The organism is Acidovorax sp. KPB24-03 (genome assembly GCF_057546605.1).
This window is the reverse complement of sequence record NZ_BAAJYR010000039.1, coordinates 1-23,820: the sequence shown is the minus strand read 5'-3', so window position 1 is coordinate 23,820 and position 23,820 is coordinate 1. Positions and strand designations below refer to the sequence as shown.

The window sequence follows — 23,820 nt, the reverse complement described above, 5'->3', positions numbered from 1 at the left end:
GCCGCTAACTGGCGCTTGACGACGGCCTGCGTCTGCCCCGCCTCACGCTCTGCCAGCGTTTCTCCGACGCAGACGATGGGCGTGATGCCCGCCGCCAGCGCACGCTGCGCCTTGGCCGCGACCACCTCGTCGGTTTCACCGTGGTACTGGCGCCGCTCGGAATGCCCCACCAACACGTAGCGCACCCCGAACTCCAGCAGCATGGCGGCAGAGGCCTCCCCAGTGTAGGCGCCGGACTCGTGCGCCGACACATCCTGCGCGGCGACTGCAACAGCGGAGCCGTCGGCCAAGGCCTGCACTTGCGCCAGGTAAGGCGCAGGCACCGCCACCGCCACTTCGCAGCCGGGTTGCCCCATGCCTTCGCGCAACGCGTTCACCAAAGCCTGATTGGAAGCCAGGCTGCCATTCATCTTCCAGTTCCCGGCAATCAATTTCTTTTTCATGCGGTCCACGTCAAAACAATTTTCCCTGCATGCTGGCTGGACTCCATCAGCGCGTGCGCCTTGGAAGCCTCCGCCGCGGCAAACGTGCTGTGCACGATCGGGCGAACCTTGCGGGATGCCAGCAGCGGCCACACCTGCTCGCGCAGGGCACGGGCAATCGCGCCTTTGAACGCCACGGACCGAGGCCGCAGCGTGGAGCCGGTGACGGTGAGACGGCGGCGAAGCACGAGACCCGCGTTCAACTCGGCCTTGATGCCCCCCTGAACGGCAATGATCACCAAGCGCCCATCCTCGGCGAGACACTCGATCTCGCGGGCGACGTAATCGCCTGCGACCATGTCCAGCACCACATCCACCCCCTTGCCACCAGTGATGCGCTGCACCTCTGCGACGAAGTCCTGGGTCTTGTAGTTGATGGCGTGATGTGCACCGATTTCCAGGCAGGCCGCGCATTTTTCATCGCTGCCGGCCGTGACGATGACCGTGGCGCCGAATGCACGCCCCAATTGAATGGCCGTCACACCGATGCCGCTGCTTCCACCCTGCACCAACAGCGTTTCACCGGATTGCAGGCGGCCGCGGTCGAACACGTTGCTCCATACGGTGAAAAGCGTTTCCGGCAGCGAGGCCGCCTCGACGTCGGTGAAACCGTCCGGCGCGGGCAAACATTGTTCAACGGGTGCTACGCAGTACTCGGCGTAACCACCGCCAGCGACCAGCGCGCAGACGCGGTCCCCCACCTTGAGGCCGACCTTGTCCATCGCAGCCCGATCGCCCCGCTCGATTACCCCTGCCACCTCGAGCCCCGGCAAATCCGACGCACCCGGCGGCGGGGCGTAATGCCCCTTGCGCTGCAGAACGTCGGGCCGGTTAATGCCGCTGGCCGCGACCCGAATGAGCAACTCCCCCCGGGTTGGCTCGGGCACCGGACGCTCTGCCAGACGCAGAACCTCGGGGCCGCCCGGGCTTTCGATTTCCACCACACGCATAGCCATCACCTTGCTACAAAAGTCGAGATGAATACCGCGCCGGCGCAGACAAAGCCCGCGCCGGCAGCGCTCATTTCAATCGTGCTGGGACTCAGGCGTCCATCTGACCCGACGACTCGCCGGAAGCCAGGGACTGTTGCTGTTGCTGCTGATCGGCACCGTCGCGGCGCTCACGGCGCTCGCCACGGTCCGAGCGCTCCCCCCGCTCTGCAGGTGCAGGACGGCCGCCGCTGTCGCCCATGGGGCGATCAGCCAAAGCCTTCATCGACAGCTTGACGCGGCCCTTCTCGTCCGTCTCCAGCACCTTGACCTTGACGATCTGGCCCTCGGTCAGATAGTCGGTCACCTTCTCGACACGCTCGTGAGCGATCTGGCTGATGTGCAACAGACCGTCCTTGCCGGGCAGCAAGTTGATCAATGCGCCGAAGTCCAGGATCTTGACGATGGGGCCTTCGTAGATCTTGCCGATCTCGACTTCCGCCGTGATCTGCTCGATGCGGCGCTTGGCCTCGTCTGCCTTGGCACTGTCGGTGGACGCGATCGTGATGGTGCCGTCTTCGTCGATGTTGATCTGCGTGCCGGTTTCTTCCGTCAGGGCACGGATCACCGCACCGCCCTTGCCGATCACGTCACGGATCTTCTCAGGGTTGATCTTCATCGTGAACAGCTTCGGTGCGAAGTTGCTGACCTCGGTCTTGGCCTCGCCCATGGCTTCCTGCATCTTGCCCAGGATGTGCAGGCGCGCTTCCTTGGCCTGGGCCAGCGCGACCTGCATGATTTCCTTGGTGATGCCCTGGATCTTGATGTCCATCTGCAGCGCAGTGATGCCACCCGTGGTGCCAGCCACCTTGAAGTCCATGTCGCCCAAATGATCCTCATCGCCCAGGATGTCGGTCAGCACGGCAAAACGGTTGTCTTCCTTGATCAGACCCATGGCGATACCCGCCACGTGCGCCTTCATCGGCACGCCGGCATCCATCAGCGACAGGCAGCCGCCGCACACCGAAGCCATCGAAGAGGAGCCATTCGACTCAGTGATCTCAGACACGACACGCATCGTGTAGGGAAACTCTTCCTTGGTCGGCAGCACCGCCACCAGCGCGCGCTTGGCCAGACGGCCGTGGCCGATTTCGCGGCGCTTGGTCGAACCCATGCGGCCCACTTCGCCCGTGGCGAAGGGAGGCATGTTGTAGTGCATCATGAAACGGTCTTCGTACTCGCCTGCCAGTGCGTCAATGCGCTGGGCGTCCCGCTCGGTGCCCAGCGTGGAAACCACCAGCGCCTGGGTTTCACCGCGCGTGAACAGGGCGGACCCGTGGGTGCGGGGAAGCACGCCATTGCGGATTTCGATGGGGCGGACCGTGCGGGTGTCGCGGCCGTCGATGCGGGGCTCGCCCGCCAGGATCTGGCTGCGAACGATCTTGGCTTCGATGTCAAACAACAAGCCCTCGACCTTGACCGCGTCAAACTCGGCGCCCTCTGCCTTCAAAGCCGACAGCACCGAAGCCGTCGCTTCGCGCAAGGCCTGCGTGCGAGCCTGTTTGCTGCGGATCTGATAAGCCGCGCGCAGCTTTTCTTCCGCCAGGGCGTTGACCTTGCCGATGAAGGACTCATCCTTGGCTGGCGGCTGCCAGTCCCAGACGGCCTTGCCAGCATCGCGCACCAGTTCGTGGATCGCGTTGATCGCGATATTGCCTTGTTCATGGCCAAACACCACGGCACCCAGCATGATCTCTTCGGACAACTGCTGCGCTTCCGATTCGACCATCAGCACGGCAGCTTCGGTGCCGGCCACCACGAGGTCCATCTGGGAATTCTTGCGGGCCGTCTGGCCGGGGTTCAGCACATATTCGCCATTGATGTAGCCCACGCGAGCCGCACCGATCGGGCCGTTGAACGGGATGCCGGAGATGGAGAGCGCAGCGCTCACGGCGATCATGGCGGCGATGTCCGCATCCACTTCAGGATTCAGCGACACCGTATGGATGACCACGTGCACTTCGTTGAAGAAGCCTTCGGGGAACAGAGGGCGGATTGGGCGGTCGATCAGGCGGCTCGTGAGCGTTTCATGCTCGCTGGGCTTGGCTTCGCGCTTGAAGAAGCTGCCAGGGATCTTGCCAGCAGCGTACGTCTTCTCGATGTAATCCACCGTCAAGGGGAAAAAGTCCTGCCCAGGCTTGGCGGTCTTGGAGCCCACCACCGTGGCCAGAACGACGGTGTCATCGATGTTGACCAGCACGGCGCCGGAAGCCTGGCGGGCGATTTCGCCCGTTTCCATGACGACGGTCTTGTCGCCCCATTGGAAGGACTTGGTGACTTTGTTGAAAATGCTCATGTTTGCTCCATTTTTAATCGCTGGCTACACAGAACCAGCCTGCAAAGGAGTGCAATTCAGAACACGATGCCATTCCAGTGGCCCGGCCCTTTTCCTCGATGGAACAAGGCCATTGGAATGACACAGCTTCGCTCTGTTTTGCGGCTCCGAAGTAAAAAAACGCCTGAGCTAGCGTGCTAACCCAGGCGTTTCGGCATGCGAATGCGCTTACTTGCGCAGACCCAGCTTGGCGATCAATGCCGTGTAACGCTCAGCATCCTTCGCCTTCAGGTAGTCCAGCAGCTTGCGGCGGCGGCTCACCATGCGCAGCAGACCACGGCGACCGTGGTGATCCTTGGCATGGGTCTTGAAGTGAGGGGTCAGTTCGTTGATACGGGCCGTCAGAAGGGCCACTTGAACTTCCGGGCTACCGGTATCGTTGGCAGCACGGGCGTTGGCCTTGACGACTTCGGCCTTGATAGAGGATGCGATCATTGGTTTTCCTTGAATTGCGGGGCCGGAGATTGCAGCGCGTGGCTGCCCTGCCCCTGTCTTACTTGCGCAAGCGGCTGGAATGGCCACAAGCGTGCGTCTTGCACCATGCAAAACTCTGCGATTATACCCCGAGCCAGGTTTTGAGCCGTTGCACCCCTTGCACCAACCGCTCAGGATCGCGGGAAGCGAAGCACCAACGCAACCATCCTTGCGCCTCCAGACCGAACGCGTTGCCCGGTGCCAACCCCAAACCGGCTTCCCGCACCAACCGCTTGGCCAAATCCAGAGAGTCGCCCTGGCCGGGCAGCCGAAAGAACGCATACATACCGCCACGCGGACTGGCGACCTCAATGCCCGGCAGCGCCTGCAGCAAGGGAACCAACGCATCCCTGCACACCTGAAGATGAGAGACGACACGGGGCGTGATTTCTGACGCATGCTGCAAAGCCGCAATGCCCGCCTGCTGGGTGAAGACACTGGTGCATGAGGTATTGAACTCGATGAGTTTGCCCATGTGATGAGTCATTTCCGCCGGCATGACCAGCCAACCCAGACGCCAGCCAGTCATGAGGAAGCTTTTGGAAAAGCTCTGCACCACGACCAATCGGTCCTCAGCCTCTGCCAGATCCAGAAAGCTGGGCGCGCACACCGAGTGGGACGGATCGTCGTAATAGAGCCGCTCGTACACCTCGTCGGCCAGTATCCACGTGCCCGTCGTACGGCAGTGCTGAATGATTTGACGCTGCTCGTCGCGCGTGAGCGTCCAGCCCGTGGGATTGTTGGGTGCATTCACGATCACCAACCGCGTGGAGGGGCTGATGGCAGCCAGCAGTGCATCCATGTCCAACACCCATGCGCCCCCCGGCTGGGGACGCAACGGAATGCATCGCAGCCGGGCGCCCATGATCTGGGGCTGCGCCGTCAGGTTGGGCCACACCGGCGTCACCGCCACCACCTCGTCACCAGGATCGAGCAACGCTTGCATGGACAGCATCAGCCCGCTCACCCCGCCGGAGGTCACGGCCACCCGGTCTGCAGCGATCGGCCCATGCAATGCGCTCGTGTACGAGGCGATCGCGCTGCGCAACTCGGGCAGCCCCAGGTTATGAGAGTAGAAGGTTTCTCCCCGCCCAAGAGACTCCATGGCCGCCCGCCGCACAGGCTCAGGGGTGACCTCATCGCTTTCGCCAAACCAGAAAGCGAGCACATCGCTGCGGCCCATTCCCGCGTTGGCCACTTCACGGATTTTGGATTCTTCAAGGTGGATGACGGTAGCGCGCATCGAAACTTCCAGAGCAAAAGATCAGCGGGCATCGTAGCGGCTTCCACCATGCTCTTGCGCCACAATATCCTGAAATCAAAATCCCAGGGAGGAACCCATGCCCACTCGAACCGCCAAACACCTTGCAGGATTTGCCTTCCTGCTTTGCGCCGGAGTCTCACTCGGCATGAATACGCTTGCGGCCCATGCAGCGACAACGACCGATGCCTCGAATTCAGCGCAGGACAACAAAAGAAAGAATACGGTCAAGTTGAAAACGACCACTCCACGAAGCACCTCCGAAGAGTCGACTGCCGAACGCGATCGCAGACTGCACAGAGAATGCAAAGGGCGACCGAACGCCGGGGCGTGTCTTGGATATGCCAAGCCATGAGCCTTCAAAAAGCCAAAGCGAAAATCGGGTCTTAAAAATCAGCGTGGCCGGACAGCCGCGCGACCACGCGCAGGTCCGGGCCAACCATCTCGACCGATTGGAATGCCATGTCGGTTCCGTCGGATAGCTTGGACAATGCCATCCGGTGCGCAATGCCCAATCCAGGCCCCAACAATTTGGGGGCCAGATAAAGCAGCACATCGTCCACCAACCCCGCTTGCAGTAACGCGCCATTCAACTGGCTGCCCGCTTCCACATGCACTTCATTCATTTGCAGGCGACCCAGATCCAACATCAGGGCAGCCAGGTCGATGTGCCCTTCCGCATTGGGCAAATGCAGCACGGTGACACCGCGTGAGGCGAGTAACGCCTCCTTTTCAGGGTTTGGGATGGCCGTGTAAATAAAAACCCGGCGCTCGGCTTTGAAAATGGCCGCGTGCAATGGCACCCTCAACTGACTGTCCAACAAAATCAGGTCAGGCTGGCGAGGAGTCTCGACCTCCCGGACATCCAGCCGTGGATCATCCGCCAGAACGGTGCCGATGCCGGTCAACACCGCACACGCCCGCGCACGCCAGGCATGGCCATCGGAGCGTGCCAAGGGCGACGTGATCCATTGGCTTTCACCTCCATGCAAGGCCGTCAAGCCATCCAGAGAGGCAGCTGCCTTCATGCGAACCCAGGGGCGTCGGCGGATCATGCGGCTGAAAAAGCCCAGGTTTAACTCGCGGGATGCTTGCGATTCAAGGCCCACGTCTACTTCCACGCCACGCTCGCGCAATCTGCTCACCCCTTGCCCCGCCACCATGGGATTGGGATCGGCGATAGAGGCAAACACCTTGCTCAATCCCGCGTCAGCCAAAGCATCGCAGCACGGACCGGTTCTCCCATGATGCGAACAGGGCTCCAAAGTGACATAGGCAGTGGCCCCTTCTACCGACAACCCACGCCCATGGGCATCGCGCAGCGCCATGATTTCAGCGTGCGCCTGACCTGCCGGCTGTGTAGATCCTTCGCCCAGCACCGTGCCAGAAGCATTGACGATCACGCAGCCGACTCGTGGATTGGGCGAGGTTCGAAAGAGGCCTTGCTGCGCCAGCTCCAATGCCCTCCTCATGAAATTTGACTCTGCTGACTTGTTCATACGGCCTGAGAAAACTCCAGTCTTGGATGCCACGGTTGGCGGGCAGCCGCCCATTCTGCCGCCAAACGGTCAGCCTTATGGAGCCAACGGCACAGGAGGGGCGGGCGAACTGAAGGAGACCTCCGTAACATTCGCACATGACATTCCCCGCTCTGTTACTAACGCCCAGGCTGGCCGCCAAAACCCCTTCCCGTCCACGACCCATCAGGCAATCTCTAGGCTTTACCTTGGTTGAAGTCCTGGTCGCGATCATGGTGCTGTCTTTCGGCATGCTGGGCTTGGTTGGCATGCAGGCTTTTGCACTGCAGTCGAACAGAGAGGCTCGATTGCAAGCACAAGCTGCGATGTTGGCGAGGGAACTGGCAGAAATGATGCGGGGCAACAAAGAAGTCGGCGTCAAGACGGCAACTGCTGATAACCCATATCTGGTATCTCTCTCTAGTGGCTCCATGGTCCCAGCCACTCCATCGTATTGCCTGAGCGTGGGCAATGCGGCCACAGGTTGCACGTCCGCAACTGACATTGCTAACGCAGAAATGACGGATTGGCTCGCCAGGGTAGACAACACCCTGCCTGGAGCCCGTGTGGTTGTCTGTTTTGATAGTGCTCCATACGACAGCAACGGTATTCCTCGATGGACATGTCCTACTGCCGGCACAAATTCAAATGAGATTGCCGTCATAAAAATTGGCTGGACCCGTAACTCTACTGACAGAAGCAAAACTGGGAGCGACTTGCTTGAGCAGGCGAGCAGTTCAACAAGCGTTCCCTATATTATTTTTCCAGTCACCAGTGGCAACGCCAGTGGAATATGAAAAAGAACGATTCTATGAAGCATTATCCGGCCGCTAAGCATCGACAACAAGGCCTAACCCTTATCGAGCTGATGGTGGCAATGGTTATCAGCTTGTTGATTGTGCTTGCAGCCGTGGCCGCCCTGGTTGTGTCTAGACAGGGCTTTAGCAGTGTTGATACAGCCTCACAACTTCGAGATAACAGCAGATTTGCTGTCGACCTTATTCAACGCCTAGGAGTTCAGGCGGGATATAAAGATGTGAGGGATGCTGCCACGAAAAAACCTCCCACTACACAAGGAATTGAATCCAACCCCCCCCCGAATATTTATGGAATTAATAACCAAAAGCGTAGCGAAAGCGATGCTTGGGATGAAAGCTCCGACTGGGGATCAGCCTTAGGTGCGGGTAGCGATATTTTGGTATTGAGGAATCAGACAAGTCAACTTGTTCCAACTGCGACCACGTCCGATGAAACCATGATTGACTGCATGGGTTTAGCGCCAACCGCCGTACCTATTGATCGATATGACCGGATATTGAGTATATTGCACGTTGGTGCCGGACTAGATGGCGAGCCTGCACTCATGTGTACCCATATAGGCTCAACTGGCTCCCTTGAAGCCGAGCCGCTAATCAGCGGAGTTGAAAATTTTCAAGTACTTTATGGTGTTGATGGTATTGGCCCGAATAATGCCACCCCACCAATAGCCACAGCCAGTTCACCAGAGAATGGGCCTGAACGTTATCTACGGGCTGATCAAATCACAAATGCTTCAAATCCTAATGTTAGTTATTCAAATTGGCAGCGAGTGAGAAGTTTGCGAATAGGTATGGTCATCAGAGGTCCTTCCGGATCTGCTATGGACAAAAGCTCCAAGACATTTTATCCATTGGGTATCACAAAGGGCTCCAGCACTGGCGCGATAGGCAGCGGCATGGCTGACGCGACCAACGATCCAGGGACAGTATTCACCTCATCAGATGGAAGATTACGGCAAACAGTTACATTCACGGTGCATCTGCGAAATTACCAAGAAGACAATTAGCATGCTGAAATTCCAAGATTTATCTGTGCAATTTAAAAATTCACCTAAAACCACCATGGAAAAAGGAGCATCATTAATAGTAGTGATGTTGCTGCTTGTGATTGTTTCTATCCTGGGGATATCTGGAGTGCAAATTTCGATGATGGCAGAGCGAGGCACGCGAAATGACCGAGATATACAAATTGCTTGGCAATCCGCCGAAGCCGCTTTGATGGATGCTGAGTTTGATATTCTGGGGCAACCGGCAGGCTCTTCAACCAAACGGAATGGTCTTTTCACACGAGGTTATACGGAAATTGACCAATTTATTCCAGACTGCGGCACATCAGGAGCCAGTATTGGTCTTTGCGCTTTGAATATTGCAGGCAAACCGGCTTGGTTGGCGGTGAACTTCACGGCTACAGGAAATAATGCCCCAACCGCTGCATTTGGAACTTATACAGGACGGACATTTCCCTCCGGAAATGCCGGAATTCAACCCGCGCAGCCTCCCCGCTATGTCATAGAGCCGATCCCCGAGCCCTCAATGGCTCGCACCAAAAACCCAAGAGACATGAAGTATATTTACAGAATTACTGCCATGGGCTTTGGTCCGAATGCGGACACGCAGGCCGTATCTCAAGTGATTTTTAGGAATTGACGAGGTTGACATGAATAATTCTGCCCTCTCCACATCTCTGACGGCAATAAAATTTGCCGCAGCCTGCAAAGATATTTTTAGAAAATCACTTTCCGTGAAGCGGATCGCATGGATGGCGGTGCCTGTAATAGCAACTGCTTCATTCCTGGCCTTCAGCGCAGGCTCAGCCCCATCCATTCCCGCAATTAATATTTCTTCGGATCCTTTGTACGCAGCAGCGGCTGTGGACAAGCCCACTTTGGCGCTAGCGTTGTCGGTTGAATACCCTACCGTGGGCTCTCAATATCCATCTGGAAACACTACAGACAATACTTACTCCAATCTAAAAGAATATTTAGGATATTACGATGCAGAAAGTTGCTATACGTACAATGACGCTCCAACAGAGACTCCTGCCAGTGGCCTGACTGCGGCAGACTACAAGCGTTTTGATCGCATTGGCGCTGCAACGTCACGAAAGTGCACCAATGCTTTCAGTGGCAATTTTCTGAACTGGGCCAGCAGTTCAGCCATCGATATGCTCCGTTTGGCATTGTCAGGCGGGGATAGATACATTGATACAGCCACTACAAACTCGTCTTTGACCATACTTCAACGTGCAGTCATCCCCAATGGGGACCCGGTCTGCATGTGGAACACAAGCAACTTCCCGGCTAAGCAATTACAAAAAGATGGAGGAAGTGCAGGAACGTACTGGGGAGCAGTCCCTACAGCGATGATTACAGCTGCCAATGGCAACGATATATGGGTAGCCAATACCCTGAATAGAATCTATTTTGGCACTTCTAATACCGGAAACTGTTCCACAGGCCCGGCATCATATAAATTGGGCGCGCCAGCCGCCAATTCTTCCGTGGGACCGGTCAGCGATGCATCAACAGACCGCCCCAGCAGTACAACTCAATGTGCTACTGAAAATAATACCTGCAGTTTTACAGGAACTAAAGAGGTCTGGTACGGGGTTAAGGTCAATGGTGTAAATTACTGGAAGGTAGCACCCGCCTCGAATGGCGTGGCTTGTAGTAATGATATTTTTGGTGATCCAAAAAGCGGCACTCCAAAACAATGTTATTACAGAAACTATAGTGGGCCATGGACGCCTCCTGTAAATGCAAATTTAAATAGCGATGGCTTTTTCTATGCTCGCGTTCAAGTTTGCAATGCCACCTCTGGCGTTCTGCAAGATGTACGTACTGCCTACAATTTTTGTAGGCAATATCCTAACGGCAATTACAAGCCCACTGGCGTCATTCAAAAATATAGCGATCAGATGCGGTTGGCTGCTTTTGGCTATCTTATGGATCAAACGGCCAGCTATAACAATGGACGGTATGGTGGCGTACTTCGTGCGCCAATGAAATATGTCGGCGGCAAGACCTTCAACACCACGGGACAAGACAACACTCCAACCGGAGGAAATCCAAACGCTGAATGGAATGCAAACACTGGTGTATTTCTTGCAAACCCTGATAACGACACCAGTCAGACCCCTAATATCAGTGGCGTGATCAATTATCTGAATAAATTTGGCAGAACCGGACCCGTGCCTGGTCGCTATAAGATGTATGACCCTGTCGGCGAATTACATTACGAGACGATAAGATACCTACAGGGTTTGCAACCGAGCAACGCTGCAATTAGCAATATTACCTCAGACATGTACGATGGTTATCCTGTTTATGTAAACTGGATAGATCCATACGACAACAGAAGCAATGCTTCGGATTATTCATGTCTTAAAAACAATGTGGTCGTGATTGGAGATATTAATACTCATGACGGGAACAGGCTGCCCACCCCAAGTCCGGCCAATAACATTCCCGACATCAATGCCTGGCGCAGTACGGTTCAAGCTTTTGAGCGTAACCAAACGACTACCTATCAAGATGGACAGAACGTTGCGCGAACTACTGGCAACCCTAATGGAGCTAACAGTAATGTACCGACGGGTACTCAAACCAGTCAGATCATGGGATCTGCGTATTGGTCGCATACACATGACATCCGGGGGACAGGTTGGACTGCAAACCCCGCGAAACAGCGCCCTGGACTCAGAGTTAAAACTTTCCTTTTTGACGTAAACGAATATGGTGCGCAGAACAACGTATCCACGCGTCGTTTTGCCAACCAATTTTTCATGGCATCGAAGTATGGTGGTTTCGAGTCGGATCCAAGCAATACTGCGGCCAAGCCATACAACACCTACGGTAATCCTTTCAAACGCCAAGACGGCACCAATGACGACAATGTCTGGCAAAAGCAAAATGATCCTGGTGAGGCTGGGACCTACTACCTTCAAAGTAGTGCAAGGGGTGTCCTTTCTGCTTTTGACGATATTTTCAGTAGAGCTTCATCCCAAGCTAGAAGCATCGCCGGTAGTTCGGCCTCTTCTACGACCATCAGCAGTTCATCTGGAGGTATCATTTATTCTTCCAAGTTTGATACCAGTAACTGGAGTGGGGATGTCATTGCTGAACCGTTAAGCATTTCCGGCGCAGCTGTTAACGTGGGATCACAAAATTGGAGCGCTGCAGATCGTCTCTCCGTAATGGCGTCGCCTGCTGTTAATCGCAAGATTTATGTAGGAAATACAGCTGGAAACGCCAACCCCGTGGCTGCAAGCTTTACGTGGGCAACGATTGAAAGTTCTTTACAGGGCTATCTCAACAAGGCAGACCCCAATGCCTCTTCAGATGGGCAAGGCGCTGCACGCGTCAGCTTTTTAAGAGGTGACAGAAGCAAAGAAGGAGGCCTTTTCCGAGTCCGTAGCTCACTGCTGGGTGACATTGTCAATTCCGGTGTTGTTTACTCTGGGGCACCAACTACTGGATATACAGGAGCTGGTTATGCAGCTTTCAGGAATACTTATAAAAATCGTACTCAGGCGGTTTTTGTGGGTGCAAATGATGGAATGCTTCATTCATTCAATGCCAGCAACGGTGATGAGTTGTTTGCTTATATTCCCAGTTGGCTTGGGCCAAAACTTTCGGCATTGACAAATACTACGTACGCGACGAGTCACCAAAGTTACGTCGATGCATCTCCGGTTGTAGAAGAAGCTCAAGTGGCATTCAATGGGACAGCATCCGACTGGAAAACCGTTTTAATTTCAGGAACAGGTGGTGGAGGCTCTGGTGTCTTCGCATTAGATGTGTCTGATCCTTCCAACTTCACTGCCTCTAACGTCATGTGGGAGTTCAAACGTTCTGACGACAGCGATATGGGTCAGGTTATTGGAAAACCGCAAATTTTGAAGCTAAAAACCAGTGGCACCGCTAGCACCGCCACGTATCGATGGTTTGCAGTGGTAGCTAGCGGCGCTAATAATTATGTCCCCGATATCAACGGCGTGTTCAGCTCTAGCGGGCAACCTGCCCTTTTTCTGCTGGCCTTAGATAAGCAACCTGGTACATCCTGGAGTTTGGGAACTAACTATTTCAAAATATCTTTGCCAATCGATACCACGCTGAGCCAATCGAAAGCAACTGGCTTGGCCAACTTTCAGCCGCTATGGGGTAGTGCTGGCGAAGTCACGCAGATATATATGGGCGACTTCCACGGCAATCTCTGGAAACTGGATTTTTCTAAAAATCTTCCGACCAGTGATTGGAATATCAACAAGCTGACAGCTTTCAACAAAGGTACCACAGACTCACCTGCACCCTATCCTTTGTATATAGCCAAAGATTCAAATAATAATATTCAACCCATTACTGCAGCACCCACCATTTTTGCTGGTCCAAACGTATCCGGCCTGGAAACCTTTTATGTCACTTTCGGTACGGGAAAATACTTGGAAACGGCGGACAACACATCTACAGCCGTTAATAGCGTTTATGCCGTATACGACAATGGCCTCACGGGAGCAGACAATTCCCCCGCCGCAGCAAGTGTTATTAGTGGGCGAACGCGTTTGAAACAAGGTGCGATAAACACCGGCACAAGAGTGATTACGGTTGGAGCCTTCAAATGGGGAAGAGCGACCTCAGACACTGATACGACTCAACGCTCTGGTTGGTATTTTGACATGCCTGTAACGGGAGAAAAATTGGTCAGCCCCATCGTTGATCAGGAAAACCTAATTGCAACTTTCAATACCATTATTCCTGGTGCCACAGGAGCCACGGGAACCTGTACAAATACACCCGGCACTAGCAATTCTTATAGGATTAGTATTGGCGATGGAAATGGAAAATATAATTTTTCCAATGTAGGATTGTTAGGCCCCAGCATTACCTACCAAATGGAATCAACTCTTCCCACTCCACTTGACAGTACTGGGCGTGGCTGGAAATCTACTAGTTCTGTAACCGCAACGGTGGGACAATCAGGTATTACTACGGAAATCACCGAAGGTCCCCCTAGACTTGTTGGTCGACTGAGCTGGCGCCAGATCAACAACTACCAAGACATGAAAAACAAGGGAACCACGCCATGAAAGCTAAAAAAAATCGCGGTTTCACTCTTATAGAACTCATGATCGTCGTGGCAGTCATAGGCATACTGGCATCAGTTGCTTATCCTGCGTATAACGACTCCATTCTGAAAGGTCGGAGAGCCCAAGGTAGGGCCGCCTTGGCAGAGCTTCTGCAGCAGCAGGAGCGATACATGACACAAAATAATTGCTACTTGGCATTCAGCAATAGTGGTGGCACTGTCGCTGCCCTCGCACCCTCGCCATCTACAGCGTGCGGGGGGGTCACGGCTTCAACGGTTCCCTTTAAAACCTTTTCTGGCGATGGGGGACTATCTGCTGCGGCTTATCTGCTGTCAGCCAATACGTGCCCCGCTACAGGCAGTGGCACCTTGCCGATTTCTCAGTGTGTCAGAGTGATCGCAACTCCTGTGAAATCAGACCCAGTCGTGGGTAATTTAGAGTTGATGAGCAATGGCACGAAGAGGTGCACGGGCAACACAAGCAACCCTAGACTGTGCTGGCCATGAGTGAAAAACCAAAACTACAGTCCGGTTTTACGCTGATTGAACTGGTGATAACGATTGCGATTGCTGCCATATTGCTTTTGGTGGCTGTGCCAGGTTTCCAGTCCTTCCAACGAAATTCTCAGCTTTCTTCACTGACCAATTCTCTGTTGGTGGCCATCAATACCGCAAAAGCAGAAGCCATGAAGCAAAATGCCAGTGCATATGTCATTCCCGCCAGCGGTGCCGATTGGGGCAGTGGGTGGATCGTATTTGTAGACAAGGATCGCGACCAACTCTATAGCGAAAGCGGAGATGTCACCGTGATGAAGCAAGAGGCCTTGGCGAGCTATTTCAGCGTTTCTGGAAATGGTACTTCTTCCGGCACTGCCCCTTATCTTGCATTTGATAGCTCTGGATTTTCCAGAAAAAAAGATGGGTCGTCTCCCCTCAATCTCACCCTTACCATCAAAAGAAATGATGTATCCAGCGCCACGCAAAATGAAGAAATGCGTAGAATAATTATTGGAAAGACTGGAAGAGCACGATCCTGCAAACCATCCAGCGACTTGAACTGTACCGCCACGGCTTCAAATTAAATAATAATTACCATCGATCTGAGTCATTCACAAGATATTAATGAGTGAGACATCCCAGTTTGTACAAACATCGCGGTATTTCAGCATTCGTCACTTTGCTCTTCATTTCAGGTTGTGTCGGCCTGCCTGAAAGAGTTGAACGCTCTGTCTCGCAAGCGCAGCAACCTTCCAGCAACACGTCTTTGTCCAGGATCATGGACGACCGTCGCCAAGCCGCCCATGCAAAACACGACTCCGGCTTTCTCCTGCTCAGCGGCCCCCAGGAAGCCTATGGCAGCCGCCTCGCCCTGGTGGAGAACGCACAGAAAACACTGGACCTGCAGTACTACGCCATCCATGCCGATGCCAGCAGCGAGCGGTTGCTGCGCGGCATTGCGGCGGCAGCGCGGCGCGGGGTGCGCGTGCGCATTCTCCTGGACGACTTTCACAGTACAGGGCGCAATGCCTTGGTCATGGGCATGGCGTTCCAGCCCAATGTGGAAATGCGGATGTTCAACCCGGTCGCTGGGCCGCGTGGTTCGATGCTGGGGCGCTTGTGGGGCTCTGTGACCGATTTTTCCCGGGTGCAGCAACGCATGCACAACAAGCTGTTCATCGCGGACAACGTGATGGGCGTAACGGGCGGGCGCAATCTGGGCGATGCCTATTTCGGCAATGCCGATTCGGGCAATTTCGTGGATCTGGACGTGCTCGCCGTGGGCCCCATCGTCCAGGATCTGTCTCGCAGCTTCGACAGCTACTGGAACAACCAGCGCGCCTACCCCGTGCAGTCGCTCATCACCCAGCAGGAACTGGCAAGGTTGCGCGAACAGACCTCGAAGGCGCCAGCGTCCGAACAGCAGCGACAGGGTGATGGTGACAACAGCAACGCCCCCCCTTCAGGGACGCGCACTGCGGCCTCCGACCGGCGGGATGGGCCCAAGCCGCCGGACGGCGAGCCCCGCCCATCCAGCGATGGACCCACGCAGGCGCAACGTGAGCGCGTCTGGAACGAACAAGCCATGGACCTCGGTGCGGCAGCCTTCGTCTGGGCGCCGGCCGCCATGCTGGCGGACCAACCCGCGAAGATTCCCGCCGAAGGCGAGCGCGGCATTCCCGTAGGCGACATGAAGCCAGGGGCAGCCGTCGAGGTGAGCGCATCCGGTTCCCATTCCGACAACAACGCGCCCTCACCCACGACACCGCGGACGCAAGCGCTCCAAGCCTCTGCAGAACATGCAGCGCAAGGAGAAACCGTGGTGGACGGCCTTCTGCAGTTGCTGGCCCAGGCACGGCAGGACCTGCTCATCATTTCGCCTTATTTCGTGCCCGGCGAGGACATGAAGAAGGCGTTTGCCGATGCCGTGGCACGGGGAGTCCGAGTGCGGGTGCTCACCAATTCGCTGGCGTCCAACGATGCGCCGGTTGCCCATGTGGGCTACGCACGGCACCGCGATGAATTGCTGGCCATGGGCGTGCAGCTGTATGAACTGCGCAGCGAGCAGGCAGGCCTCAAGTCGACGTTCGGTTCATCGGGGGCCGCCGCCACGGGCGACTCCCGGTCGATGCTGCATTCCAAGGTGCTGGTGCTGGACGGCCGGCTGCTGGTGGTGGGTTCGATGAACCTGGATCTGCGCTCCCAGTTGCAGAACACCGAGATTGCCCTGCTGATCCACAGCCGGGCCCTCTCCCGCATGGCGTCAGAGCAGATCGAAACCGCCATGCGCGAAGGCGCCTGGCGACTGGAGAAGACCGAACAGGGATTGGTTTGGCGAGCCCCCCAGGGCAGCGGCCTCGAAGACGCCACGACGGACCCCGATACCGGTCTGGGACTGCGTTTGCTGCTGAAGCTCCTGGGGCCATTGGCACCGGATCACCTTTTGTAGCGCGAAACAGGCGGCCTGCTTCGCGGGCCCATGTCCTCAGGCGACCTGACGGAACCGTCTGGTCCGCACTCAGCCGAGGCAGGGCCGCCCTACCCTCAGGGCAAGTTGGTTTCAAGCCGGATCGGGCATCGGCTGCCGGTGCAACCATTGCGTGATGTCTTGTTGATCCGTCATGGTGCGCACCTGTTGGTACGCCGCCTCCCCTTCCGGAAACCGCCGGCGCAGCAGATTGAGCCATTGCTTGAGCCGGCCCGCGCGCTGGCGGGGCTCCAGGTCTTCGCAGACCAGACGCCAGAAATCGGACAGATGCGGCTGCAGCGCCGACCAAGGCAATGCAGGCGCGTCGGCGTCACCAGCGTCCGCCGAGCGGATCGCAAGGGCCAGGCCGGGATCGGCCACCATGCCCCGTCCGAGCATCAGGGCGCTGCATCCCGACACCTCGCGGCAGCGCTGCGCATCGGCCACGGTCCAGATCTCGCCATTGGCCACCACCGGGATGGAGACGGCATCGCGCACAGCGGGGATCTGCTCCCAATAGGCCGGCGGCCGGTAGCCGTCGGCTTTGGTCCGCGCATGCACCACCAATTCGCACGCGCCGCCGGCCTGCATGGCCTGTGCGCATTCGCGGGCCAGGGAGGCATCGTGGTAGCCCAGCCGCATCTTGGCGGACACCGGCAGGTGCGGCGGCACGGCGCGGCGCACCGCCTCGACCACGGCAGCGATGCGCTCCGGCTCCTTGAGCAGCGCCGCACCGCCCCCATGGCGGTTGACCACGTTGGCCGGGCAGCCGAAGTTCAGGTCGATCCCCTCGGGTCCCAGTGCTGCCAGGCGCGCCGCGTTCTCGGCCATGCTGACGGGATCGGAGCCCAGCAACTGCGCCCGCACTGGCACGCCCGCCAGCGTCCTGCCGCCATGGCGCAGTTCCGGGAGGTAGCGAAGGAACACCTTGTCAGGCAGCAAGGTGCCGGTGATGCGAATGAACTCGGACACACAGCGGTCCACCCCACCCACGCGGGTGAGCACGTCGCGCAGCACGAAGTCGAGTAGCCCTTCCATGGGCGCAAGGAGCAAGGTCATGGCAGCGTGAATGGGCCTTTTCGCCACCAGCGCCGAGCGCCCATGGCCGTGAATCCGGAATTTCCGATGAAGGTAACGACAAGGAAAAGGACTGCCTGCAGCCCCACGAACGGCCCGGCGCCCGGAAAAACAAAAAGGGCCCGAAGGCCCTGGCGAGCAGCCGACCGATGGCCGAAGCCACCGAAGCACCGCTATTTTAGAAAGTCCCCTTTGGCAGGTCGATGCTCTTGCCGTTGAGCTTGACCTGGCCGGCTTCCATTTTGACCACGCTGGTCAGGTTGTCCCCCTCCTGTCGCAGGAACCCGGCAGCCTGGGCCATGCCGATCATGGCGTCCATGTCTTCGCTCTTCATGTCTTTCTTGCCTGCAGCCTCAGCGATGGGCGCAATCCACGCCTTGGGCAAACGCGCGCTGGCATTCAGCATCGAGCCCTTGATCAACGCGGCCTTCCAGCCCGTCTGCGCAACCTCTTCGGCCGAGGGAGCGCGCTGCACTTCGCCACCGTATTCGATCTGCCCCTGCTGGCCTTGGTAGGTGGCCATGAGTTTCATCGAGTAAGCCGGAAGGGCTGCCACCAGGCGGGGAGCGCTCTCTTCCAGCAAAGCCAGAATGCGCTCTTCCGTTTGGGAGGCCGCGCTCGCCAGGCCCTGTGTGCGGTAGGCCTCGATCAGTGCCTGCTGAAAGCGCTTGATCGTTTCCAGGTCGATGCGCTGGAACTTTTCTTCGAAGCCCACCGATTCGAAATTCAGCGGGCCCATGCTGCCCTTGCCGTTGAGCGCAGTGGCGATGCTGATCGTGGCGCCATTGCTTTCGATCGTGGACGACCCGGCCACTTCTTTCAGAGAAAACAGGGACGTTGCCGCGCCGCCTGCGGCCGGGGTGCTGCTGGCGTCCATCTCCGCGAGCCGCACCGTGCCGGTGCCGGGCCCGAAAAGCCACATGCCTTCGATCACTTCGTTTTCAAACGTGCCGTCCATGCCCTTCATGGCCATGGTGATGCGGGCCGCCGGCCTGGCCTCTTCGTCGTCCTCGTCCGGGGTACCGCCGGGCACGCCAACCATCGCGAATTCGGGCCACTGGAAGCTGCCTTTGACGTGCTTGCGGTCCCCGCTGAGGGTCATGTCGGTGACCATGGCTTGCCAACGCAACGTCATCTCCTCGTTGCCGACTTCACCCGCGGGCAACTGGAAATGGAGGTCGTGCCGGCCCGTTAGGTGGTGCACGGTGGTCAGGGTGGGAGCGGTCACCTTGGCCAGGTCCTTGGTGGCCTGCGCGTCCAGCCCCTCCAGCGCAAAGCGCGAATCCACCACGGCGGCCGCCAGGCGGCGGCCCGCCAGCGGGCCATGGTGCACGGTGCTGTTCACGGCCAGGCGCAACGGCGGCGATGGCGGCACATTGGCCTCCACCTGCTCGGCCGTGCGGGGCGGGGTCCACTGCAGCACCAGCTTGGCCTGCGATGAGAAGAAGCCCTTGTGGTATTCCTCGGAAACGATGGCCTCCGGGCCCAGGGCCTGGCGCAGATCGACCAACGCCTCCTGGTAGCTCGACTGGGCCCGTTGGCCCAGATACCAGGTCGCGCCACCATAGGCCACGACAGCCAGCGCCACGGCGGCGCCTGCAATTGTTTTCTTGTTCATTGGGTGTTCCGTCAGCATGCTTCTCCCCCCTGGGCGAAGCCCGCGAGAATACCACCGGCCCTCGCGGCAAGTTCCGCACCCGGCATCAGAACCGTGGGCATTGGCCGCACGCGGCCGCGTGGCCCTGCTGGCGTCATCGCCACGTCACGGGAGTGCGGTGCAATCAGGCTCCCGCCTGATCTTTGCCCTTTCCATGCTGCTCCTGAGAACCGACAAGGCCCGCCTGGAACTGTCCCCCGGCGTGCGAACACTGAGCCTGCGAGAACGCTCCCTGCTGCTGCTGGCCGATGGCCGGCCGATGAAGGACCTGCAGGCCATGTACAACGGCATCGGCGCCCAGATCGTCGAGCAACTGATGCGCCAGGGTTACCTGGCCAGCCCCAGCACAACTCCCGCGCCTTCCAATGCGCCGGCCGCCACGAACGAAGCCCCGGCACCCTCGAACGCCCTGCGTTCGCTGGCCGGTGCGCGCATGTACCTGTTCGACATTTGCGAGCGCATGTTCGCGCGGCGCAATGCCGACCTGGCCCGCAATTTCCATGAAGCGCTGCGCGGTGCGCGCGACCGCGACAGCATGCTGGACGTGAGCGAGGCGCTGCTGGATGAAATCACCTTGCTGGCTGGCCCCGAACGCGCTGCCGCCGTGCGCGAGCGCATGGAGCAACTGCTGCCGGTGTGAAAAGGAAACCGGTGGCGCTTGGCGCAGTGCCTACAGCGCAGCCAGCCGCCAGAGCGAGGTGCGCTCGGCCGAACGTGCGGCATGCAGCGGATCGGTAGCGTCCGCGGCTTTGGGATGGCGGGGCTGCACCTCGTGCCGATCGAGCACCCGCAGGCCTGCGCCGGCCACCCATTCGAGCAGTTGGTCACGCGAGCGCAAGCCCAGGTGCTCCGCCAGATCGGACAGGATCAGCCATCCTTCGCCGGCTGGCGCCAGGTGCGCCTTGAGGCCCGACAGAAAGCCGCGCAGCATGCGGCTGTCTTCGTCATAGACCGCATGCTCGATGGACGAGCTGGCACGCCCCGGCAGCCAGGGCGGGTTGCACACCACCAGCGGCGCCTGGCCCTCGGGAAAGAGATCGGCCTGCACCACCTCGACCTGGGCCGACAGGCCCAGCCGATGGATGTTGTCGCGGGCGCAGGCCAAAGCGCGGGGGTCCTGGTCGGTGGCCACGACGCGGTGCACGCCGCGCCGGGCCAGCACCGCCGCGAGCACGCCCGTTCCGGTGCCGATGTCGAAGGCCAGATCCCTGGCCGGCAGCGGCGCCTGGGCCACCAGGTCCACATACTCCCCGCGCACGGGCGAGAACACGCCGTAGTGCGGATGGATGCGGCGCGGGGCCTGGGGCGTGCCCAGGGCGGGAATCTCCACACCCTTCTTTCGCCACTCGTGTGCCCCGACCAGCCCCAGCATTTCGCGCAGCGACACCACGCAGGCGGTGCCGTCGGCCGGCCCCCAGGCCTCGGCGAATGCCTCTCGCCAATCGGGCGCACGGCGCAACGCGATGGTGCGGTCCCCCTCCACGGGCACGAGCAGCATGCCCAGCGTGCGCGCACGCTGCGCCTGGGCCTGCCGGTGCAGATGGAAGGCCTGGGCAGGGATCGTGCTCTCGGCTGCAGAGCCACCGGCCTGGGCCTTGCGGCCGGCCTTGGCCCCTTTGGCCTTGGGCTTCTTGTCCGCGCGGCGCATGAGCGCCTGGAGCAGGTGCCGCGCGTTCTGGAAATCGCCGCGCCACAACAGGCCCGTGCCCTCGCACGCCAGCCGATAGGCGGTGTCGGCCGCGAGCGTGTCGTCGGCCAGCACCACGCGCCGGGGCGCCGCAGCGTTGCTCTCGCTGCGCCAGGGCGCTGAGCGCTCCTCGCCGTGCTCGGTCCAGTGGATCATGAAGGGTGTGCGAAAAGGAAAGTCAGGGGAGGCTGCAGATCAGTTCAAGGGGCGCTTGAGGCGCACTTCCTCGATCTTCACACCGCCGACGACAGCGGTCTTGGCCGTGGACATTTCGCGCTTGAAGCCGGCCAGTTCATGGAAACGCAGCGCGCGTTCGTTGCGCAGCGGCACCCAGGCGGTGACATTGGTGCAGCCCTCTTCCTGCAGGCCGTCGCGTGCGGCGTCCCAAAGGGCCACGCCCACGCCCTGGCTCCAGTGGGTGGGGGCGGCGTAGATGGCCCAGATTTCACCGGTGGTGGGGCGCGATTTTTCATCGCGCGAGCGGTCGAAGCCGACGAAGCCGACGATCTTGTCGCCGTCCACGGCCACCTGGACCTGGGGCTCGCAGTACTCGATGGCCTCGCGCCAGTAGGCTTGGCGCTTCTCGACCGAAGAGAGGGATTTCAATTGGTCGTCAGGCAACAAGCCACGGTATACCTCGGCTGCGGAGACGGTATGGATCTGTGCAATGGCTTTGGCATCGCGAAGCGTGGCGGGACGGACCTGGATACTGGACATGGAAAAAACGGGACGAAAACAGGGGATGAAAAAACGAAAGGAGCGGCATTGTCGCCGCAAATGGTTTTTCCACTCCAGCCCCCGGCTGTCCCGGGCCCTGTGTGAGGGCCCCGCAGCGGCTAAAGCCAGCGGCGCAGCAGGCCCATGACGCGGTCGAAACGCGCGCCATAAGGCGGGTAGAGCGCCGAGCCCATGGACCAGCGCGATTGCACCAGCACCGACTTCTGGTGGCAAAAGCGCAGAAAGCCCGCCTCGCCGTGGTAGGCGCCCCAGCCACTGTCGCCGACCCCGCCGAACGGCAGGTTGTCGTGCGTGATGTGCATGAGCGTGTCGTTCACCGTGACGCCGCCGCTCACCGTGCGGCGCAGCACATCGTCGCGCACGGCTTCGTTGCGGCCGAACCAGTACAGCGCCAGCGGCCGCGGCCCGGCGTTGATGTGCGCAATGGCGTCGTCCAGCCGCTCGTAGCCCAGCACGGGCAGCACGGGGCCGAAGATCTCTTCCTGCATCACCTGCATGTTCAGGCTGGCGTTGAAGACCAGCACCGGCGGCATCTGCCGCCCCACCCCGTCTCCGATACCCTGCGCGGGCGGTGGCGGGGAACCGGGCACGGGTTCGAGCACCTGCACGTCGGCGCCTTGCGTCTGCGCCTGCTGCAGCATGGTGCGCAGGCGAGCCAGCTGCCGGGGGTTGATGACGGAGGCGTAGTCGGGGTTGCCCTCGAAATACGGAAAGAGCCGTGCCACGGCGGCGCGGTAGGCCTCGCCGAACGCGGCTTCGCGCCCGCGCGGCAGCAGCACATAGTCCGGGGCAATGCAGGTCTGGCCCGCGTTCAGCAGCTTGCCGTGCGCGATCTTGAGCGCGGCGTCCTGCAGGTCGCAGTCCGCATCGAGGATGCACGGGGACTTGCCCCCGAGCTCCAGCGTAGTGGGTGTCAGGTGCACGGCGGCGGCCTGCGCCACCTTGCGCCCCACCGCCGTGGAGCCGGTGAACACGAGGTGATCGAACGGCAGCGAGGCGACCAGCGCCGCCACCGCGGCATCGCCCTGCACCACGCAGAACTCGTCGGGCGAAAAAGAACTGCGAGACCAGCGAGGCCAGTTGCGCAGAGGTGTGGGGCGTGAGTTCGCTGGGCTTGAGCATCACCCGGTTGCCTGCCGCGAGGGCGCCGATGGCCGGCGCCAGCGCCAGCTGCACGGGATAGTTCCATGGTGCGATCACGCCCACCACGCCGAGCGGCTGCCGCTGCACCCAGGCATGCGCCGGCTGCAGGAACATCGGGGTGAAGACCTTGCGGGGCTTGGCCCAGCGGGCCAGGTGCCGCAGCGTGTGCGACAGCTGCGCGCGCAGCACGAACAGATCGGCCACCTCGGTCAGGCGCGGCGATCGCATGCCGAAATCGGCCTGCACCGCCGCCGCGAGCACCGGGCCATGTTCGTCCAGCATCTTGCGCACCCGCAGCAGGCGTTCTCGGCGCACCAGCAGGGGCACGTCGGCATGGTCCCGGCTGGCACGCCGCTGGATTTCGAACTGGTGGCGGATATCGGCAGGGGTCATTGCACGCATCATAGGCAGCGCCCTTGCAACCGCCTGTAAATCCAGGTCTCCAAGTGCCTCATTCAGAAAAATAAGCGGGGAAACGCTTGCCCGATGGCCGCTGGCCCAGGCCGAGCCGGGCGCGGTGCGATCCCGGGCGCGGCCCGGCACCGGTGTCCCAGCACAGAGGCAGGCGAGCGGGCCACCGCTCTGCCGCGCCG

At 59.2% G+C, this 23,820-nt stretch carries 19 protein-coding genes and 1 pseudogene; 9 read left to right on the top strand and 11 right to left on the bottom strand.

What is annotated here, in order from left to right; genetic code table 11:
* The 5 genes from tpiA to AC27KI_RS07700 all read right to left on the bottom strand — a co-directional run.
* Positions 1-443 (bottom strand): triose-phosphate isomerase (gene tpiA / locus AC27KI_RS07720; RefSeq protein WP_487113294.1); only part of this gene is annotated, 443 nt, incomplete at its 3' end.
* On the bottom strand, positions 440-1,432 hold the full coding sequence (locus tag AC27KI_RS07715) for an NAD(P)H-quinone oxidoreductase (protein ID WP_487088092.1): 993 nt from the start codon (positions 1,430-1,432) through the stop codon (positions 440-442). The genes AC27KI_RS07715 and tpiA, both read right to left, overlap by 4 nt.
* A 91-nt stretch (positions 1,433-1,523) precedes the next feature.
* Positions 1,524-3,767 carry a polyribonucleotide nucleotidyltransferase gene (gene pnp, locus AC27KI_RS07710; RefSeq protein ID WP_284405986.1) on the bottom strand — a complete coding sequence of 748 codons (2,244 nt, stop codon included), beginning with the start codon at positions 3,765-3,767 and terminating at the stop codon, positions 1,524-1,526.
* Positions 3,768-3,974: 207 nt separating this feature from the next.
* A complete protein-coding gene (gene rpsO, locus AC27KI_RS07705; RefSeq protein WP_007849123.1) occupies positions 3,975-4,241 on the bottom strand; it encodes a 30S ribosomal protein S15 in 267 nt (88 codons plus the stop codon).
* 121 nt (positions 4,242-4,362) lie between these two features.
* Positions 4,363-5,523 (bottom strand): pyridoxal phosphate-dependent aminotransferase, encoded by a 1,161-nt coding sequence (locus tag AC27KI_RS07700; RefSeq protein ID WP_487113292.1) that lies wholly within the window; start codon positions 5,521-5,523, stop codon positions 4,363-4,365.
* A 97-nt stretch (positions 5,524-5,620) separates the two neighbouring features.
* Between AC27KI_RS07700 and AC27KI_RS07695 the strand changes: the two genes are divergently transcribed.
* On the top strand, positions 5,621-5,896 hold the full coding sequence (locus tag AC27KI_RS07695) for a hypothetical protein (protein WP_487113290.1): 276 nt from the start codon (positions 5,621-5,623) through the stop codon (positions 5,894-5,896).
* A 31-nt stretch (positions 5,897-5,927) separates the two neighbouring features.
* Here the strand turns inward: AC27KI_RS07695 and ribD are convergent, their stop codons facing one another.
* Positions 5,928-7,040 carry a bifunctional diaminohydroxyphosphoribosylaminopyrimidine deaminase/5-amino-6-(5-phosphoribosylamino)uracil reductase RibD gene (gene ribD / locus AC27KI_RS07690; protein ID WP_487113288.1) on the bottom strand — a complete coding sequence of 371 codons (1,113 nt, stop codon included), beginning with the start codon at positions 7,038-7,040 and terminating at the stop codon, positions 5,928-5,930.
* 137 nt (positions 7,041-7,177) lie between these two features.
* Between ribD and pilV the strand changes: the two genes are divergently transcribed.
* From pilV to AC27KI_RS07655, 7 genes are all read left to right on the top strand, one after another.
* A complete protein-coding gene (pilV, locus tag AC27KI_RS07685; RefSeq protein WP_487113286.1) occupies positions 7,178-7,855 on the top strand; it encodes a type IV pilus modification protein PilV in 678 nt (225 codons plus the stop codon).
* Positions 7,852-8,883, top strand: coding sequence for a PilW family protein (locus AC27KI_RS07680; RefSeq protein ID WP_487113285.1), 1,032 nt, complete (start codon positions 7,852-7,854; stop codon positions 8,881-8,883). Before pilV ends, AC27KI_RS07680 begins: the two co-directional genes overlap by 4 nt.
* Before the next feature lies 1 nt (position 8,884).
* Positions 8,885-9,523 carry a pilus assembly PilX family protein gene (locus AC27KI_RS07675; RefSeq protein ID WP_487113283.1) on the top strand — a complete coding sequence of 213 codons (639 nt, stop codon included), beginning with the start codon at positions 8,885-8,887 and terminating at the stop codon, positions 9,521-9,523.
* A 10-nt stretch (positions 9,524-9,533) separates the two neighbouring features.
* Positions 9,534-13,961: a pilus assembly protein gene (locus tag AC27KI_RS07670; RefSeq protein WP_487113281.1), complete on the top strand. Its 4,428-nt coding sequence runs from the start codon at positions 9,534-9,536 to the stop codon at positions 13,959-13,961.
* Positions 13,958-14,467, top strand: a complete 510-nt coding sequence (locus tag AC27KI_RS07665; RefSeq protein WP_487113279.1) for a type IV pilin protein — start codon at positions 13,958-13,960, stop codon at positions 14,465-14,467. Before AC27KI_RS07670 ends, AC27KI_RS07665 begins: the two co-directional genes overlap by 4 nt.
* The gene (locus AC27KI_RS07660) at positions 14,464-15,042 is read left to right on the top strand and encodes a GspH/FimT family pseudopilin (RefSeq protein WP_487113296.1); all 579 of its coding nucleotides are present in this window, start codon (positions 14,464-14,466) and stop codon (positions 15,040-15,042) included. The genes AC27KI_RS07665 and AC27KI_RS07660 overlap by 4 nt, the downstream gene beginning before the upstream one ends.
* Before the next feature lie 194 nt (positions 15,043-15,236).
* On the top strand, positions 15,237-16,907 hold the full coding sequence (locus tag AC27KI_RS07655) for a phospholipase D family protein (RefSeq protein ID WP_487113277.1): 1,671 nt from the start codon (positions 15,237-15,239) through the stop codon (positions 16,905-16,907).
* Between the two features lie 111 nt (positions 16,908-17,018).
* Here the strand turns inward: AC27KI_RS07655 and AC27KI_RS07650 are convergent, their stop codons facing one another.
* Positions 17,019-17,984, bottom strand: a complete 966-nt coding sequence (locus AC27KI_RS07650) for a tRNA dihydrouridine synthase (protein ID WP_487113275.1) — start codon at positions 17,982-17,984, stop codon at positions 17,019-17,021.
* Between the two features lie 196 nt (positions 17,985-18,180).
* Complete coding sequence (locus tag AC27KI_RS07645) at positions 18,181-19,620, bottom strand: YdgA family protein (RefSeq protein WP_487113273.1); 1,440 nt, start codon at positions 19,618-19,620, stop codon at positions 18,181-18,183.
* 193 nt (positions 19,621-19,813) lie between these two features.
* On the opposite strand from AC27KI_RS07645, the gene AC27KI_RS07640 reads away from it, so the two are divergent.
* Positions 19,814-20,299: a hypothetical protein gene (locus AC27KI_RS07640; protein ID WP_487113271.1), complete on the top strand. Its 486-nt coding sequence runs from the start codon at positions 19,814-19,816 to the stop codon at positions 20,297-20,299.
* Between the two features lie 30 nt (positions 20,300-20,329).
* On the opposite strand, the gene AC27KI_RS07635 is transcribed toward AC27KI_RS07640, so the two are convergent.
* The 3 genes and pseudogenes from AC27KI_RS07635 to AC27KI_RS07625 all read right to left on the bottom strand — a co-directional run bounded on the left by AC27KI_RS07635 (position 20,330) and on the right by AC27KI_RS07625 (position 23,620).
* The gene (locus AC27KI_RS07635; protein ID WP_487113269.1) at positions 20,330-21,502 is read right to left on the bottom strand and encodes a methyltransferase; all 1,173 of its coding nucleotides are present in this window, start codon (positions 21,500-21,502) and stop codon (positions 20,330-20,332) included.
* Between the two features lie 39 nt (positions 21,503-21,541).
* Positions 21,542-22,063, bottom strand: coding sequence for a GNAT family N-acetyltransferase (locus AC27KI_RS07630; protein WP_092744242.1), 522 nt, complete (start codon positions 22,061-22,063; stop codon positions 21,542-21,544).
* Between the two features lie 119 nt (positions 22,064-22,182).
* Positions 22,183-23,620: pseudogene (locus tag AC27KI_RS07625) on the bottom strand (coniferyl aldehyde dehydrogenase).
* Positions 23,621-23,820: the final 200 nt, after the last annotated feature.

Bases quoted from the DNA above. Each gene is read 5' to 3' on its own strand.
- AC27KI_RS07715 (WP_487088092.1), bottom strand. From the start codon at position 1,432: ATGCGTGTGGTGGAAATCGAAAGCCCGGGCGGCCCCGAGGTTCTGCGT.
- pnp (WP_284405986.1), bottom strand. From the start codon at position 3,767: ATGAGCATTTTCAACAAAGTCACCAAGTCCTTCCAATGGGGCGACAAG.
- rpsO (WP_007849123.1), bottom strand. From the start codon at position 4,241: ATGATCGCATCCTCTATCAAGGCCGAAGTCGTCAAGGCCAACGCCCGT.
- AC27KI_RS07700 (WP_487113292.1), bottom strand. From the start codon at position 5,523: ATGCGCGCTACCGTCATCCACCTTGAAGAATCCAAAATCCGTGAAGTG.
- AC27KI_RS07695 (WP_487113290.1), top strand. From the start codon at position 5,621: ATGCCCACTCGAACCGCCAAACACCTTGCAGGATTTGCCTTCCTGCTT.
- ribD (WP_487113288.1), bottom strand. From the start codon at position 7,040: ATGAACAAGTCAGCAGAGTCAAATTTCATGAGGAGGGCATTGGAGCTG.
- pilV (WP_487113286.1), top strand. From the start codon at position 7,178: ATGACATTCCCCGCTCTGTTACTAACGCCCAGGCTGGCCGCCAAAACC.
- AC27KI_RS07680 (WP_487113285.1), top strand. From the start codon at position 7,852: ATGAAAAAGAACGATTCTATGAAGCATTATCCGGCCGCTAAGCATCGA.
- AC27KI_RS07675 (WP_487113283.1), top strand. From the start codon at position 8,885: ATGCTGAAATTCCAAGATTTATCTGTGCAATTTAAAAATTCACCTAAA.
- AC27KI_RS07670 (WP_487113281.1), top strand. From the start codon at position 9,534: ATGAATAATTCTGCCCTCTCCACATCTCTGACGGCAATAAAATTTGCC.
- AC27KI_RS07665 (WP_487113279.1), top strand. From the start codon at position 13,958: ATGAAAGCTAAAAAAAATCGCGGTTTCACTCTTATAGAACTCATGATC.
- AC27KI_RS07660 (WP_487113296.1), top strand. From the start codon at position 14,464: ATGAGTGAAAAACCAAAACTACAGTCCGGTTTTACGCTGATTGAACTG.
- AC27KI_RS07655 (WP_487113277.1), top strand. From the start codon at position 15,237: ATGGACGACCGTCGCCAAGCCGCCCATGCAAAACACGACTCCGGCTTT.
- AC27KI_RS07650 (WP_487113275.1), bottom strand. From the start codon at position 17,984: ATGACCTTGCTCCTTGCGCCCATGGAAGGGCTACTCGACTTCGTGCTG.
- AC27KI_RS07645 (WP_487113273.1), bottom strand. From the start codon at position 19,620: ATGAACAAGAAAACAATTGCAGGCGCCGCCGTGGCGCTGGCTGTCGTG.
- AC27KI_RS07640 (WP_487113271.1), top strand. From the start codon at position 19,814: ATGCTGCTCCTGAGAACCGACAAGGCCCGCCTGGAACTGTCCCCCGGC.
- AC27KI_RS07635 (WP_487113269.1), bottom strand. From the start codon at position 21,502: ATGATCCACTGGACCGAGCACGGCGAGGAGCGCTCAGCGCCCTGGCGC.
- AC27KI_RS07630 (WP_092744242.1), bottom strand. From the start codon at position 22,063: ATGTCCAGTATCCAGGTCCGTCCCGCCACGCTTCGCGATGCCAAAGCC.